At 51.3% G+C, this 15,704-nt stretch carries 10 protein-coding genes; 4 read left to right on the forward strand and 6 right to left on the reverse strand.

Annotated features, from left to right (window positions below):
* Nucleotides 1-11 precede the first annotated feature (11 nt).
* From ACKI61_RS08400 to argF, 3 genes are all read left to right on the forward strand, one after another.
* Complete coding sequence (locus ACKI61_RS08400) at nucleotides 12-929, forward strand: DMT family transporter (RefSeq protein ID WP_407457294.1); 918 nt, start codon at nucleotides 12-14, stop codon at nucleotides 927-929.
* A gap of 114 nt (nucleotides 930-1,043) precedes the next feature.
* On the forward strand, nucleotides 1,044-2,651 hold the full coding sequence (locus ACKI61_RS08405; protein ID WP_407457295.1) for a hypothetical protein: 1,608 nt from the start codon (nucleotides 1,044-1,046) through the stop codon (nucleotides 2,649-2,651).
* A 370-nt stretch (nucleotides 2,652-3,021) separates the two neighbouring features.
* Nucleotides 3,022-3,981, forward strand: coding sequence for an ornithine carbamoyltransferase (gene argF / locus ACKI61_RS08410; protein ID WP_407457296.1), 960 nt, complete (start codon nucleotides 3,022-3,024; stop codon nucleotides 3,979-3,981).
* Between the two features lie 91 nt (nucleotides 3,982-4,072).
* On the opposite strand, the gene ACKI61_RS08415 is transcribed toward argF, so the two are convergent.
* From ACKI61_RS08415 to ACKI61_RS08425, 3 genes are read right to left on the reverse strand one after another with little or no spacing between them, the layout of a single operon-like run.
* A complete protein-coding gene (locus ACKI61_RS08415; protein WP_407457297.1) occupies nucleotides 4,073-5,443 on the reverse strand; it encodes an ATP-binding protein in 1,371 nt (456 codons plus the stop codon).
* On the reverse strand, nucleotides 5,440-6,117 hold the full coding sequence (locus tag ACKI61_RS08420; RefSeq protein WP_407457298.1) for a winged helix-turn-helix domain-containing protein: 678 nt from the start codon (nucleotides 6,115-6,117) through the stop codon (nucleotides 5,440-5,442). Before ACKI61_RS08420 ends, ACKI61_RS08415 begins: the two co-directional genes overlap by 4 nt.
* A gap of 16 nt (nucleotides 6,118-6,133) precedes the next feature.
* On the reverse strand, nucleotides 6,134-8,368 hold the full coding sequence (locus ACKI61_RS08425) for an inorganic phosphate transporter (protein WP_407457299.1): 2,235 nt from the start codon (nucleotides 8,366-8,368) through the stop codon (nucleotides 6,134-6,136).
* Between the two features lie 190 nt (nucleotides 8,369-8,558).
* On the opposite strand from ACKI61_RS08425, the gene bioB reads away from it, so the two are divergent.
* Nucleotides 8,559-9,530: a biotin synthase BioB gene (bioB, locus tag ACKI61_RS08430; RefSeq protein ID WP_407457300.1), complete on the forward strand. Its 972-nt coding sequence runs from the start codon at nucleotides 8,559-8,561 to the stop codon at nucleotides 9,528-9,530.
* A 284-nt stretch (nucleotides 9,531-9,814) separates the two neighbouring features.
* Here bioB and ACKI61_RS08435 read toward each other — a convergent pair whose 3' ends face one another.
* From ACKI61_RS08435 to carB, 3 genes are all read right to left on the reverse strand, one after another.
* Entirely contained in the window at nucleotides 9,815-9,961 is a 147-nt protein-coding gene (locus ACKI61_RS08435; protein WP_407457301.1) for a hypothetical protein, read from the reverse strand.
* A 532-nt stretch (nucleotides 9,962-10,493) separates the two neighbouring features.
* Nucleotides 10,494-12,110 (reverse strand): hypothetical protein, encoded by a 1,617-nt coding sequence (locus tag ACKI61_RS08440; RefSeq protein WP_407457302.1) that lies wholly within the window; start codon nucleotides 12,108-12,110, stop codon nucleotides 10,494-10,496.
* Nucleotides 12,111-12,449: 339 nt separating this feature from the next.
* Nucleotides 12,450-15,668 carry a carbamoyl-phosphate synthase large subunit gene (carB, locus tag ACKI61_RS08445; RefSeq protein ID WP_407457303.1) on the reverse strand — a complete coding sequence of 1,073 codons (3,219 nt, stop codon included), beginning with the start codon at nucleotides 15,666-15,668 and terminating at the stop codon, nucleotides 12,450-12,452.
* Nucleotides 15,669-15,704: the final 36 nt, after the last annotated feature.

Genomic DNA, 15,704 nt, shown 5'->3' on the forward strand with positions numbered 1-15,704 from the left:
TATATGCACGCATGGCAAGTTTCGGCTACAGTCTTTTACTGGTATTAACCGCCTTCATCTGGGGGTCGGGCTTTGTCGCCCAGATTGAAGGCAACGCCTTTGGGCCGTTCGCCTTTTCGTGCATTCGCTGTTTTATCGCCACAGGTTTCCTAGCCTTAGTTTTCAAGTTGCTCGATTTTTTCGGGAAAAGTCCGCGCAAGCCGCGCTCCCCCGCCGAAACCAAGCTTCTTTGGAAAGCTGGATTCCTTTACGGGCTCGCCCTTTGTACCGCCATGAACCTGCAACAGCTCGGGATGTTCCTTGGCACTCCTGCCGGAAAGGCGGGATTCCTGACAGCATGCTACATCGTGCTCGTGCCAGTCGTAAGGCTCATTCTCGGACACCGCATTTCGGCAAAGACATGGATTTGCGTCGCGATGACCACCGTCGGACTTTACTTGCTCTGCATCAAGGAAGGTCTTTCGCTGGAACTTTCCGACGGAGTGTCGTTACTTTGTGCGCTAGCCTTTTCATTTCACATCCTTGTCATCGACAAGTTCGCGAATCACGTTGACCCCATTCGCGTTTCAGCAATACAGTTCTTGACTGTCGGCGTGTTGACCGCACCGCTGATGATTATTTTTGACCTCAAGTTTCCGGAAATGGACTTTAGCTCGGTTGCCGCTGCGTTTGCCAATCCGCGCGCCGTCGCAGGGTTATGTTTTGCCGCATTCTTTTCGAGCGGCATCGCCTATACGCTACAGATTGTCGCACAGGACAAGGTGAGCCCCACCATTGCTTCACTCACGATGAGTCTTGAATCGGTATTCGCCGTACTTGCGGGCTGGGCCATTCTAAAAGAACAGCTTTCGGCACGAGAACTCTGCGGTTGTGCCATCATGATGTTTGCCATCGTCGCGGCACAGATCAAATGCTCCCGGTGTTGTTAAGGCAAACAACGGAAAACACTTTACATAGTGCACTCTTTGCATGTTTTGAATTTATTTTATTTGTACATGGGAATGTAGAATTCACTATGTTCGCATGGGGTTGGATTAATTATTATGAAAAAAATCAAGTTTCTTTTGCCGGTGGCAATAGCCGCCGGATTTTGGGCCTGTGGCGACGAAAATAATGCAGCCGCGACAGAATGTGTCACCGAGCAGTGTCTAATCGACCAATATGGCGCATTTAATGCAGATTCGGCAAATGCGGCCAACCAGCAGAATCCAGGGACCGATTCTGCTGCAAACCAGAACCCAAGCGACCCGAACAATCCGCTTGACCCGAACAACCCGCTGGATCCCAACAACCCGCTGGATCCGAATCAACCCGTTGATCCAAACGCCCCCACATCGTCAAGCGATGCCGGAGTGCCGCAGCTCGGGTCTTCGGACTCCAATCCGATTGCAGAATCGTCGAGCAGCCACCACCATCACTGGGGCAGCAGCTCTTCCGCTACCGATTCGGACATTTCCAGTTCCAGCGAAAAAGAAGTCGTTCCGCCGACACCGGGCAGCGACTTTGTGGAAGATCACCGCAGCGAATGCCAGATTGGCAACATCCCGACGAGTGTGAACAACGCGAAGCTGCCCGACCCGTTCATGGGTCTCGATGGCAAGCGCATTTCCTCGAAGGACGAATGGAAGTGCCGCCGCGAAGAAATCGGCGCGATGTACGAAAAGATTATGTTCGGCACCAAGCCGCGCAATCCGGATAAGGTCGAAGGGACTTATTCCGGCGGCAAGCTCACCATCAAGGTGACCGACAAGGGCAAGTCCGGAAGCTTCTCCGTGAGCATTCAGAATGCCGGCACCAAGGACAAGCCGAAGCCGGCCCTCATCGGTTTTGGCGGCGGGTTCATGGGCTTCTGCGGAAGCCTTGGGCAGGCTACGGATGGCCTTGATATTGCCAAGATTTCCTTCAATCCGGACGACGTCGCTCCTGAAAACGGCGGTGGTATGTTCTTCCAACTCTACAACCAGGGACAGGGCACTATCATCGCTTGGGCTTGGGCTGTGAGCCGCATTATCGACGCTCTCGAAAAGACTCCTGAAGCCGGTATCGACGTGCATCACCTCGCTATGACGGGCTGCTCCCGTTGGGGCAAGGGCACACTCGCTGTGGGTGCGTTTGACGAACGTATTGCGCTCACAATCCCGCAAGAATCTGGTTCCGGCGGAGCCTCTCTCTGGCGCGTCGGTGCCCAGGTCAACAAGCAGAAGGGAACCGATTTTGTGCAGCCTTTGAGCAGTGCTGCGACCGAAGGCAGGTGGATGATTTCCTCCTTCAGGAACTACCAAGGTAAAGAAAACACGCTCCCGTTCGACCAGCACATGCTCGTGAGCATGGTCGCTCCGCGAGCACTCCTCATCCTTGACAATGCAGGTCAAAAGTGGCTTGGCGAAGTACCGTCGAACTACTGCGGCCAGGCGTCTCTCGAAACCTACAAGGCTCTCGGAGCGACGGAAAACTACACCTACAGCCAGGAAGGCGGTCACGACCATTGCGCTCTTCCGGGTGGACAGTTTGACGAAGTCAAGGATTTCATGAACAAGTTCCTATTCGGCAAGGATACTAAGACTGGTAAAATTGATTACAGCAAGAACACTGAGCAAATCAAGTGGAACAAGTCTGAATGGATTGACTGGACGACGCCCACGTTGAATTAAAACTTCCTATAAAAAGACACACACCCGAACCCCCGGCGCAAGTCGGGGGTTTTTACACGCTTTTTTTGCATATTTTTATCTGTTTTGGGGGCAACTTGCCCTTGACAAAGCCCCTAAAATTTTCTCTATTTGGAGACACATTTTTAAGTTTAACCCTTAACGGAGAAACAACATGCCTTGCGGAAAGAAAAGAAAGCGCAGGAAGATTGCGACTCACAAGCGTAAGAAGCGCCGTCGTCGTGACCGTCACAAAAAGAAACTTCGCTAATATCCGTTAGCATTCTATTGTGATTTCCTGTTAAAGACGGAGTGTAAAAGCTCCGTTTTTTACTTTTTTTGTTTTTTATAGGGCTTGCCCAAAGGAATCAAAATGATTGATCGCAACAAGCACTTCCTCCGCCTCATGGACTGGAGCGAAGAAAAAATCCTCGAAACCGTAGAAATCGCCTCCCGCCTCAAGGCCGAGGTTCACGCCGGCAAGGTGTCCGACCGCCTGCATGGTCAGAACATTGCCATGTTCTTCGAGAAGCCGTCGTTGCGCACCATCACCACCTTCCAGGTGGGCATGAACCAGCTCGGCGGCCACGCCGTGTTGCTCGCCCCCGATTCCATTGGCCTTGGCAAGCGCGAAAGCGTCAAGGATGTGGCGCGTTGCCTCAGCCGCTGGGTAAACGCCATCGTGGTCCGCTGCTTCAAGCAGGACCTGGTGGAACAGCTCGCCGAATACGGTAGCGTGCCGGTCGTGAACGCCCTCACCGACGACTACCACCCGTGCCAGGCAATCGCATTCGCCCAGATGATCAAGGAAAACCTCGGCGGATTCAAGAATGCCGACGGTAAGCCGAAGACCGTCGCCTTTATCGGTGACGGCAACAATGTGGCCAACTCCTTCCTCGCCCTCGCCTCCAAGGTGGGCATGAACTTCACGCTCGCCTGCCCGAAGGGTTTCGAACAGCCCGCCAAGGTGGTCGAAGAAGCTCAAGAAGGCTTGAAGAAACACGGCTGCCAGTACCGCGTATTCCACGATCCGAAGGAAGCCGTCAAGGACGCCGACATTCTCTATAGCGACGTGTGGGTCTCCATGGGCCAGGAAGGCGAAAAGGCCACCAAGCAGAGCCACTTCTTGCCGTTCCAGATCAACGACGAACTCCTGAAGCTTGCTCCGGCACACTGCAAGGTCAGCCACTGCCTGCCGGCTCACCGCGGTGAAGAAATCACAGACTCCGTGATGGACAATCTCGACGTGAACATGAGCTTTGAAGAAGCAGAAAACCGCCTGCACGCTCACAAAGCAGTCCTATGGCAAGTGATGACGCCGTTTAGCAAGTAAGCGTCAAGTCTTGATGAAATTCGCCCGGCCTCACCGCCGGGCTTTTTTTGTTGCAACAAGGAAAGTCTTTAGCCATGTTCGTTTTCGGATTTTATCCAAATTCCACGCTGATTTCGGTACCTTCGCCCACAACGGACTTCAGGGAAATATGTGCGTGGTGCACTTCGGCAATATGCTTTACGATGGCGAGGCCGAGACCGGTGCCGCCGGTAGCCTTGGAGCGGCTCTTGTCGACGCGGTAGAAGCGTTCAAAGATGCGTGGCTGATTTTCTTCGGGAATACCGATGCCCGTATCCCTTACGACTAGAGCTTTTTCCTTGACAAGGACCTGGACGCTGCCGCCCTGTTCCGTATAGCGAATGGCATTGTCAACTAGGTTGTACAGCATTTCAAAAAGGAGTCGGCGGTTTCCTTGCACCTGGGAGGATTCTTCGCCTTTCAGCGAAACCTGGACCCCCTTCTTATCGGCATTGAAGGATAGTTCATCTACACAGCTGCAGGCAAGGGGCCACAGTTTCACCGTTTCACCTAAATCCAGCGTCGATTCGCCCGGCGCATCCAGTTTCGAAAGAGTCATGATGTCATTGGCGATAGACAGCAAGCGGTTCGCTTCCTTGTGAATCTTGCCTGCAAAGAGTTTTACATCTTCAGGCTTGGCCATCCCGTTTTCGATGAGTTCCGCGTAACCCGAAATCGAAGTGAGGGGCGTTTTAAGTTCATGGGAGGCGTTAGCGGTAAACTCGTCACGCATCTGGGCGGTTTTCAGTTTTTCCAACGAAAGCTGTTCCACAGTCAGCTGCAATTCCCGGTTCTGTTTACGGATTGTCTTCACGAGCGGAGCGATTTCCTTGTAGATTCCCTCGTCGTCCATCAATTCCGGCTGTCCCAAGTTGTCGGCAAGCCTCTGCACCGGCCGCACAAAGGCGCGGCTCAAGCCGATCGCTATCAGGATCGACACAACGACCACGGCTGTCAACAGTGCGATAAGGTAAGGCATGGTCTTGGACACCGACTCGTGGAGGCTCGCCTGACGGCGGCTCAGACGCAAGATATTCCCGTCTGCAAGGCGTTTCGCAAAGTAATACACCTTGGCGTTCAGGGTCACGGAATAGCGAAGATTTTCACCGAAGCCCTTAGCATAGGCATCCATGATTTCGGGGCGGTTCCGGTGATTTTCCATCTTGCCGGCCTCGGCATCACTTTCGTAGATGACCTTACCGTCACTGCCCACTAAGGTAATACGCAAATTTTTACTGGAAAAGGCGGACAAGTTCGCAATGGGTCCACCATCGGTCGAATCCATCTTGCCGTAAGAGACTTCGATAAGGTGCGCCGTTTCACGCAGGTCCCGTTTCAGTTGTTCTGACATTTCATTCTCAAAAACCTGCGCAGTAAAATACACAGCAAAGAGTGCCGCGAGCACCCCCACGTAAATCAAACTGAACCGGATACTGTTTTTCATAGCGCCTTATACCCTACGTTTCTGACGGTTTGTACGATGGACCCCTGGTCCCCCAACTTCTGCCGGAGGGTTTTCACGTGCATATCCACAGTGCGCGTGTCCATATCAAAATCAATGCCCCATATTTTTTCCAGAATCTGCTGACGGGAATAGACCATTCCAGGGTGAGACATCAACAATTTCAGCAATTCATATTCCTTAAAGGTCAAGTCGACCGCATTCCCTTTTACCCGTACCAGGTGGCGCCTATCATCCAATTCCACATTGCCGACAGAAAAAATTTCCGATACCTCCGATTCCTCGGCCCCCCGATCAGAACGACGGAGAACCGCCCGCACCCTGGAAATCAGTTCCAGGATTCCGAAAGGCTTTGCCATATAGTCATCGGCACCCAAGTCCAGACCTTTTACCTTGTCCAGTTCCGTTCCCTTTGCCGTAAGCATGATGACCGGAATATCCCTTGTATTTTCCTGGCTTCGCAGACGCTTGAGGATACTCAGGCCATCTTCTCCAGGAAGCATGATATCCAGAATAAACAAATCCGGCACATTGACCTTCACCTGTTCATCCATGGCCTTGCCACAATCAAAGGCCAATACCTCGAAACCGCTACTTTTTAAAGCGTAAGCTTCCATTTCCCGGACTTCGGCATCATCTTCAACAATATATATCATAGGGCATCCTGCAAAATCATTGCTTTACGGTTAGGAACTTCCTGCTGGCCTTGGCCACGGATCCTACCGAGTCCAACAAAGCCCAGGACTCGTAAAGAATAGTTAAATAAAGGATTTCCGCCCTGATATTTTCTGAACTTGCCTTCATCATTTCCGCTTTCCGTTCACTGAAAATTTTGGAGCCTTCTTCGCGCAATTGATTGCGCACATCGTCATAGCAGCTGAAATCCATAGATTCCACCATATCGGCCGTATATTCTATTTTCTGTCTCACATGGGCGGCCACCCGCAAAAGTTTCTTCCGCTTTTCCTTATCCACGGGGCTAAAGCCGTTATCCACATGGTTCTTGCACGGAGACGAAATCTGTTCTAGACTGAACAGGGCATCTCCCATAAAATCGTTGGCCTGATACAGGAAAAAGTTCTTTACCACCAAATCTTCCTGGGCAAGCCTTTCCGTACAAAGGGTTCCATGGCGTCGGTTCCGTTGCACGTGTTTCTTCAAGATTTTCACTTTCTTGTTCACCGACCGGAGTTCTCCCAGGTCTTCACGTAAAAGGCCCACTAGCAATTTTTCGTAGCAATCTGCACACCACCGAAGGATTTCACTCCATTCTCCGCGACTGTAATCCTGTATTAGCGGGTACACCTTGCTTTCGGGACTTGCAGCAAGGATTTTCTCAAACCGTTCTTCCGTCTTATCCTTCCTGTTTTCACGGTATTTCAAATTTGACCTGACCAGGACAAAAATGACCACCGCAAACAGCGCGAAAATCACGGGAAGTCCTCCCAGATGAAGAACCACGGCTACCACCGAGGCGCTGGCAAAGGCGGCAAAGGCTGTCAAGAACCAACCACCGATTACCGAGAGTACTCCCGTAATGCGATACACCGCTGTTTCCCTGTTCCAGGCTCTGTCCGCAAGGCTTGTACCCATGGCCACCATGAAAGTCACATAAGTGGTGGAAAGGGGCAGCTTGAGAGAGGTTCCAAGTGCAATAAGGGAACTAGCCAGCATCAGGTTCACGCAGGCACGCAGCAGGTCGAAGGCGGCTCCTTCTTCTTCCAAAATCATCTGCTTGGTATCGAACCGCGAATTAAGTTTATTAGAAATTCTCCTTGGAACAAGACCAGAAACGAACTTGATTACAGCATTGGATCCGCGAACCAATGCCCGGGCTACCGGGTTAGTTCCGAAAATTTCATCTGAGGAATTCTGGGCAGCCAAGGAAACGGACGTCTTTACCACGTTCTTCGCCTTTTTGGAAAACACCAAGGAAAGGACCATGATAAGGCCCGCAATCATCAGAAGGTACCACTGTCCCGGTTCCGACTGCAACAGGAAAGACATATTGTAATCTAGAGGATTACCGGAATCGCTAAGCAAGTGCTGCATAGAAGAGAGGCTGGTCAGGGGCACTCCTACGAAGTTCACCAAGTCATTTCCAGCAAAAGCAAGTGCCAGGGAGAAGGTACCAAAAGCGATAATCACCTTCAATACGTTCACGCCAACGGCATGGAGCAAATGGCATATCGCAAAAAAGCCCACGAACATGGCCATAATAAGGAACATCTCGTTTTCCGAGAGGAAGGTCTTGTACCCTTCACCCACAAAACTCATATTCTTGAGCCCCTTGACAAGGATAAAGTAGAAGATGGAGGTAAGGGATACGCTGCCGAAAATACCTACAAAGTAACGGAGTTTTTTCTTGTAGCCAAAAGAGAATATCAGGCGAGTTACATATTGCACAGCAAGGCCCACCACAAAGGCGATGGCCACCGAGAGGAAGATGCCCATAATCACCGTCAGGGCCTTGGAAGTATTAATGAGGTTCCCTAAAGCCAGGGAATCGTCACCCAGGATCTTGATACTGGCTATAGCGACCGAAGCCCCCAACAGTTCGAAGACCATGGAAACGGTAGTGGAAGTGGGCATTCCGTAGGAGTTGAATATATCCAAGAGGATTACATCGGTAAACATCACCGCCGCATACACGCACATGAGTTCGGCGAAGGTGTAATACTGGGGCATATAAATGCCATGCCGCGCAATATCCATCATGCCACTGCTGAAGGTGGCTCCACAAAAAACTCCTACCGCAGCAAAGATCATCAGGGTTTTATACTTAAATGCCTTGCTTCCTACGGCGGAACTCAAAAAATTCACAGCATCGTTACTGACACCCACGAACAAGTCGAACAGGGCAAGCATCAGCAACATCGCCACAAGAATGATATAAAAAGTCGTCATAAAAACCTCACGGACCTTAAAGTAAAAAGCCCCGGAGCGATGTGCAAGACTCAGAAATCGCACTTTCCAAAGGTTTTATCTGGACTTTACAAAGGCTTTACATCACTTTACACAGACTTTACATTCCTTTCACAACTCTTTCAAATCAAGGATACTTTTCTATATTTGGGCGCGCAACAAGGAGCGCAGCATGTCTTTTATCGAAAATCTCAAGTTAAAGGTATTGCAAGGATACGAAATCTCGCGCGAAGATGCAATCAAGCTTTTAGGTGAAAACCTCGACGAACTCACGAAAGCCGCGAACGAGATTCGCGAAAAATTCCACGGCGACGATTTTGACTTTTGCTCCATCGTGAACGCCCGCAGCGGTCGCTGCTCCGAAAACTGCAAGTACTGCGCCCAGAGTAGCTACTACCACACCGGCGCCCCCGAATACAAGCTGCTCAGCGCCGACGAAATCGTAGCCGATGCGAAGAAGAAAGAAGCCGCAGGCATTCCGCGATACTCCATCGTGACATCTGGCCGCACGCTCTCGAACCGCGACGTGGAACAGATCTCCGAAGCCATTCGCCGCCTCAAGAAAGAAACCAAGCTTTCCGTATGCCTTTCGGCAGGGCTCTTGAACAGGGAACAGTTCGACAAGCTGAAAGAAGCAGGCCTCACCCGCTTCCACAACAACCTGGAAACTTACCGCAGGCATTTTCCCGACGTATGCACCACGCACACCTACGACGACAAAATCGGTGCACTCCAAAACGCCCTTGCCGCTGGTCTTGAAATCTGCAGCGGCGGCATCATGGGCCTTGGCGAAACGATGGAAGACCGCATCGACATGTGCCTCGATCTCCGCAAACTCGGTGTCAAGTCCACGCCGGTGAACGTGCTGAACGCCATTCCGGGCACGCCCTACGAGAACCTCCCGAAACTCACGAACGATGAATTCTGCCGCATCGTGGCAATTTACCGATTTATCAACCCGAAGGCATTCATCCGCCTCGCGGGCGGCCGCGGCGTCTTGGGCGACGACGGAAAACGCGCCTTCAAGAGCGGCGCGAACGCAGCCATCACCGACGACATGCTCACCACCGCAGGCGTCAACAGCTGCAAGGACTTCGAACTCGTAAAGGGCCTCGGATTCAAACCGCATGGATTCATCGGCTAACGCCGGCTATTCCAAGTTGGAATATCGAAATTAAAGAAAACCGTACCACTTTAGAAATAAAGTGGTATATTAATCATTGAGCCCTTCTGGTGGATAAGAAGCGCCGGCGTCGCAACCGTTCCAGTTAGCAATCGCGAGCCGCAAGTCTCTAGACGAGACAGACCCACCAGAGCGGCTTTTTTTTGTACTCCTAAAACATCAAAAAAGGCCGTAGCATTGCTACGACCTTCAATTGTTTTAGATCCTTCCCCTGAAACAAGTTCAGGGTCAGGATGACATTCGCATTACACCTCTTCGATGCTTGCGTGGTATTCCTGCAGGCTCTTCACAGCACCATGGCCGTTGCGGGCGGCGGCGATGCCCTTGACGGTGTTGTAGGCACCGGCGAGGGTCGTGATGTAAGGCACCTTGTACTTGACACTTCTCCCCAAAGGGGATAACTCAACTAAGCTACTGAAGTGGCAAGTTTCGTATAGCGTCCGTAGCTGCACCCGTTTTGCACACTATTTTATATTGCACATTGGCCATGGAATCGATACAAAATTTAGTGCAATAAACAACTTGGGTTTCATCCCACATTACATATTTTGCACCATAATAGCCACGCCAACTGCCACAAATATTTCTGTCAAGCGAATCTTTCTATCCTTACCTTATTTAGAACACTTCCATTATGAGCCAAAACAAGATAGTTGTTTGGTGTCATTGTAGTATTTTCAACAGATACATAATGAACACCTTCATTCCATGAACCTTTAAACAGCGTCTGCAACGGGCTACCCAACATGACCGACGAAAAAAAATCGCAGCCGAAGTCAACACGGTCCGTTACGGACTAAAAGCCCGCCCCACGCATTTTAGTCCGTAATTTTTCGCCGTTTTAACACGAAAATTGGTTAAAAAGCACCCTTTCGGGGCTTTTGGGGGTAAGATTGGGATGAGTTCCGTCAATTACGCAACGAATCATTTCATTTCTTCGTATTTTTCGCAACCATCATAGGGTCCAACGGCCATGATGTTGAACTCGTACGAATCGGACCCGCATCCATAAACGACAAAATCAAAGTCAACCATTCTTGTTGCGGCCAATTCACCATCAAGGGGCGGGAATGTTTCTGGAGGTGTTTTAAACTCCGACCAACGGATTCTTTCTACGCCAGCCATCGCCTTAGCGGGAATCTGAATTTCTGGATCAAGCCGCGAATCACGCACAGCCCAAACCTTCTGGGCTTGGCCTATTCTCAAAGTTACAGGAACATCCGAGGTATATACAACACAAACGCCTTTCATAGAAGACGCATCCGCTTCTCCATTTATGCCCTTGGTCATATCATATCCGGCAATGCTGAAATGCATATTAATGTATCGTTCGCAGTTTCCGTCTTCTGCCCTAGGCGAAAAGACTGTGCAAACTCCACCGCATAAATCAATGGCGCCCTCAATGTCCCAATCATCTCCACCATTCAAAAAATATACTCCACTTTTCCAAGACGCCACAGAAAAAGTCCATTTTCCTTTACTGTCATATTCTGTATCAAAGCCGGCATCTACACGATGAACAGAATCTGCTCCATACCAGGTTTCAAACGGTGCTATTGGCTGAATTCCAGGTTCCTTGAAGATTTCATTTAAAGCGTCGACTTTATTCTTTTCTTTTGGAATACTATCCAAAGCTTTTACACTCAACTTGCAGTTTCCATCATAAGCACCTACGGATTGAATGTTGAAAGAGCCGTTATCCCCATTTTCACCAACGAACTTAAATTTGACGGCATACAGATTTTTCACGGCATCATCTACAGATACTGCTCCAGAAGAAAAATCTCCCCATGGAATATTTACCACCTGTCCAACGGAAGCCGGCAAACGGACAGACGGCAGATTATCTAAAACGCTGTTTTCCTGATTGAGCGATTCCAGTCCGACAATTAAATCCGTTCCAGAGTTATATGCAAGGCACAACCCTCCCCAATCGGAAACATCTGCCGCAAGCAAACTATCTTTTGACGCTTTGTCCGCTATATAGAATCCAAAACCCACAAACGGGGTTTCTTTCAAACCTTCTTGATTAAACACATAGGATGCACATAAGCCTATACATTTATGAAGCAAGTTGTAATAAAAATAGGGAGCGTTTTCAACAGCAGGATCCGGGAACTCAATTTGTGAAAAACCACCTATATCCCTATCGCCAAAAACAAACCAATCAGATCCCTTTACATAAACATCTTTCGATGCAGAGATTCCTGTTTTCACTACAGAGTCGAGATTGTCTCCGTACCAGGTTTTAAAAGTCTCTTTTAAATACCATACAGACGATGAACTTTCGTTCATAGAACTGGAAGTTACAGAACTGCTAGATATTGACTGTTCAATGGAACTTGAAAATACATTTTCACTTGAACTAGATTCATCAAACATTTCATGAGCAGAGCTACTATAGATAAAACCATCCGAGGAACTTTCCTCGCCGATTTCAATTTCATTGGCAGGATTTTCTGGATTGTCATCCGAACAAGCAGAAAGCATCATTAAACCAACATTAAATATGATGATACTAAACTTGCGCCACATTTTCATAAACAAAGACCTCCTAACTTATGTCAGAAAAATAGATTATTGCGGGAAAGAAAAAAGACTGCAGCATTTACTGCTACGGTCTTTGATGTTTTTGGGCCCTATCGCGTCCTTACGGACGCTCCAGGGTGACACTTGAGGAGTGGATTGCTTCGTCGCCTTGCGGCTTCTCGCAATGACGTCCACTTCCTACTGTCTACCGTCTACTTCCTCCTATTACACTTCTTCGATCGATGCGTGGTATTGACGCCTACGGCGTCCGCGGCTTCGGCTCAGCCATGCCAGAGTGCAAGCACTCTGTCGCGGCATTCGCCTTGCACGCTATTCCTGCAGGCTCTTCAGTTAAATCTCTTCAATACTGGAATGATATTCCTGAAGAGATTTAACAGCACCATGGCCGTTACGAGCGGCGGCGATGCCCTTGACGGTGTTGTAAGCACCGGCGAGGGTCGTGATGTAGGGGACCTTGTACTTGATGGCGGCCTTGCGGATGGCGCTTTCGTCCTTGATGGCGTCGCGCTTTGCCCACGGCGTGTTGATGATGAGGTTCACCTGCTTGTTCAGGATGATGTCGAGGACGTTGGGGCGGCCTTCGGCGATCTTGTTCACCACTTCGCACTTGACACCGGCCTTCTCGTAGAATTTGGCGGTGCCTTCGGTAGCGTAAATCTTGAAACCGAGCTTCTGGAACTCCTTGCCGATTTCGATGGCCTGTTCAGACAAGTTAACCTTGTCGGAGAGGCTAATCAGCACGGCACCTTCGTTCGGGAGGAAGGAACCTGCGGCTTCCTGGCTCTTGTAGTAAGCGAGGGCGTAGTCGTCGGAGAGGCCGAGGACTTCGCCGGTGGAGCGCATTTCGGGGCCGAGAACCGGGTCCACCTTCGGGAACTTGTCGAAGGGGAACACAGCTTCCTTGGCACCATGGTGGTTGAACTTCTTGTCCTTGAGCTTGAGGTCTTCGAGCTTGGCACCAAGCATCAGGCGGGTGGCGAGGCGGGCCATCTGCGTGTTACAAACCTTAGAGACCAGAGGCACCGTGCGGGAGGCACGCGGGTTCGCTTCGAGGACGAACACCTTGCCGTCTTCGATAGCGTACTGCATGTTCATGAGGCCGCAAACGTGGAGGGCTTCGGCAATCTTGCGGGTATAATCCTTGATGGTTGCCAAGTTTTCCTTGGTGATCGTGACCGGCGGGATGATGCAGGCGGAGTCACCGGAGTGGACACCGGCAAGTTCCACGTGTTCCATCACGGACGGGATGTAAACGTGTTCACCGTCGGAGAGGGCGTCGGCTTCGCATTCGAGAGCGTTGTGGAGGAAGCGGTCGATGAGGAGCGGACGGTCCGGGGTCACGCCCACGGCCTTCGCCACGTATTCGCGGAGCATGTTTTCGTCGTAGATGACTTCCATGCCGCGGCCGCCAAGCACGAAGCTCGGGCGGATCATCACCGGGTAGCCACCGATCTGCTTGACGCAAGCGAGGGCTTCGTCGATGTTCGTGGCCATGCCGCTTTCCGGCATCGGGATGCCGAGCTGGTCCATCATCTTGCGGAACAGGTCGCGGTCTTCGGCGATATCGATGGAGTCGATGCTCGTACCGAGAATCTTGACACCTTCGTCACTCAAAGCGCGGGCGATGTTCAGCGGAGTCTGGCCACCGAACTGCACGATCACTCCGGCCGGCTTTTCCTTATGATAGATCTGCAGAACGTCTTCCAAAGAAACCGGTTCAAAGTACAGCTTGTCGCTGGTATCGTAGTCGGTAGAAACCGTTTCGGGGTTGCAGTTCACCATAATGGTTTCGTAACCCATTTCGCGGAGGGCCATTGCAGCGTGGCAGCAGCAGTAGTCGAATTCGATGCCCTGGCCGATTCTGTTCGGGCCACCGCCGAGAATCATGATCTTCTTCGGGTTCGTGCTGGCGGTAGATTCGTCCTTGCAGTTGTAGGTGCTGTAGTAGTAGTACTGGTCCTTCACGCCGCTCACCGGCACTGCGCACCAGCCTTCGACCACGCCGAGTTCGGTGCGCTTCTTGCGCACGTCCTTTTCGCGGATGCCGAGAATCTTCGCGATATACTTGTCGCTGAAGCCGTCCTTCTTGGCCTTGACAAGGAGTTCGTCAGAAGGCAGGCGGCCCGGAGTCTTGAGCATTTCTTCTTCGAGTTCCACGAGTTCGCGCATCTGCTGCACGAAGTAGGCCTTTTCGTAGGTGGCAGCGAAGATTTCTTCGTCGGTTGCGCCCTTACGGATGGCTTCGTACATCTGGAAGTGGCGTTCGGAGCTCGGGGTCTTGAGCATTTCGAGGAGTTCTTCCTTGCTCTTCTTGTTGAAGTCCTTCGCAAAGCCGAGGCCGGAACGACCGTTTTCGAGACCGCGGATAGCCTTCTGGAGGGTTTCCTTGTAGGTCTTGCCGATAGCCATGACTTCGCCCACGGCCTTCATCTGGGTACCGAGGCAGTCATCGACGCCGCGGAACTTTTCGAATGCCCAGCGTGCGAACTTGAGCACCACGTAGTCACCGCTCGGGGTGTACTTTTCGAGGGAGCCATCGCGCCAGTACGGAATCTGGTCGAGGGTGAGGCCTGCAGCGAGCTTTGCAGAAATGAGGGCGATCGGGAAGCCGGTAGCCTTGGAAGCAAGGGCGGAGGAACGAGAGGTACGCGGGTTGATTTCGATAATCACCACGCGGCCGGTCTTCGGGTCGTGAGCGAACTGGACGTTGGTACCGCCAATCACGCCGATGGATTCCACAATCTTGAAGGCCTTTTCCTTCAGTTCTTCTTCGAGCTTCTTGTCGATGGTGAGGAACGGGGCTGCGCAGAAGGAGTCGCCGGTATGCACGCCCACCGGGTCGATGTTTTCGATGAAGCAGATGGCGATCATCTGGTTCTTGGAATCGCGCACGACTTCGACTTCCAGCTCTTCCCAACCGAGGATAGATTCTTCGATGAGGCACTGGTGCGTCATGGAGAGTTCAAGACCGTTACTGCAAATGGTGCGGAGTTCTTCTACGTTGTAGCAGAAACCGCCGCCTGCACCGCCCATGGTGTATGCCGGGCGAACCACCACCGGGTAGCCGATTTCAGCCACGATCTTTTCGGCTTCTTCCACAGAGTGGCAAATGCCGGAGCGCGGGGTGTCGATGCCGAGCTTCTGCATGGTTTCCTTGAAGATTTCACGGTCTTCGCCGCGTTCGATAGCGTCGAGGTTCACACCGATGACCTTCACGCCGTACTTGTCCAGCACGCCGGCCTTGCTGAGTGCTGAGGCGAGGTTCAAGCCGGTCTGACCGCCCAAGTTCGGGAGGAGTGCCTGCGGGCGTTCCTTTTCGATAATCTGGGTGAGGCGGGCGACGTTCAGCGGTTCGATGTAAGTGGCATCGGCCATGACCGGGTCGGTCATGATGGTAGCCGGGTTAGAGTTCACGAGCACAATCTTGTAACCCTGTTCGCGCAGGGCCTTGCAAGCCTGGGTGCCGGAATAGTCGAATTCGCAAGCCTGACCGATCACGATCGGGCCAGAACCGATGATAAGGACTTTGTCGATGCCTTCAATCTTCATTTTTTATCTCCGTTTATTGCTTAATTATTAAACTCT

Origin of the sequence: Fibrobacter sp. (assembly GCF_045601785.1) — a bacterium.
Taxonomy (GTDB): Bacteria; Fibrobacterota; Fibrobacteria; order Fibrobacterales; family Fibrobacteraceae; genus Fibrobacter.

Coding starts and splice junctions, on each gene's coding strand:
- ACKI61_RS08400 (WP_407457294.1), top strand. CDS start 12: ATGGCAAGTTTCGGCTACAGTCTTTTACTGGTATTAACCGCCTTCATC.
- ACKI61_RS08405 (WP_407457295.1), top strand. CDS start 1,044: ATGAAAAAAATCAAGTTTCTTTTGCCGGTGGCAATAGCCGCCGGATTT.
- argF (WP_407457296.1), top strand. CDS start 3,022: ATGATTGATCGCAACAAGCACTTCCTCCGCCTCATGGACTGGAGCGAA.
- ACKI61_RS08415 (WP_407457297.1), bottom strand. CDS start 5,443: ATGAAAAACAGTATCCGGTTCAGTTTGATTTACGTGGGGGTGCTCGCG.
- ACKI61_RS08420 (WP_407457298.1), bottom strand. CDS start 6,117: ATGATATATATTGTTGAAGATGATGCCGAAGTCCGGGAAATGGAAGCT.
- ACKI61_RS08425 (WP_407457299.1), bottom strand. CDS start 8,368: ATGACGACTTTTTATATCATTCTTGTGGCGATGTTGCTGATGCTTGCC.
- bioB (WP_407457300.1), top strand. CDS start 8,559: ATGTCTTTTATCGAAAATCTCAAGTTAAAGGTATTGCAAGGATACGAA.
- ACKI61_RS08440 (WP_407457302.1), bottom strand. CDS start 12,110: ATGAAAATGTGGCGCAAGTTTAGTATCATCATATTTAATGTTGGTTTA.
- carB (WP_407457303.1), bottom strand. CDS start 15,668: ATGAAGATTGAAGGCATCGACAAAGTCCTTATCATCGGTTCTGGCCCG.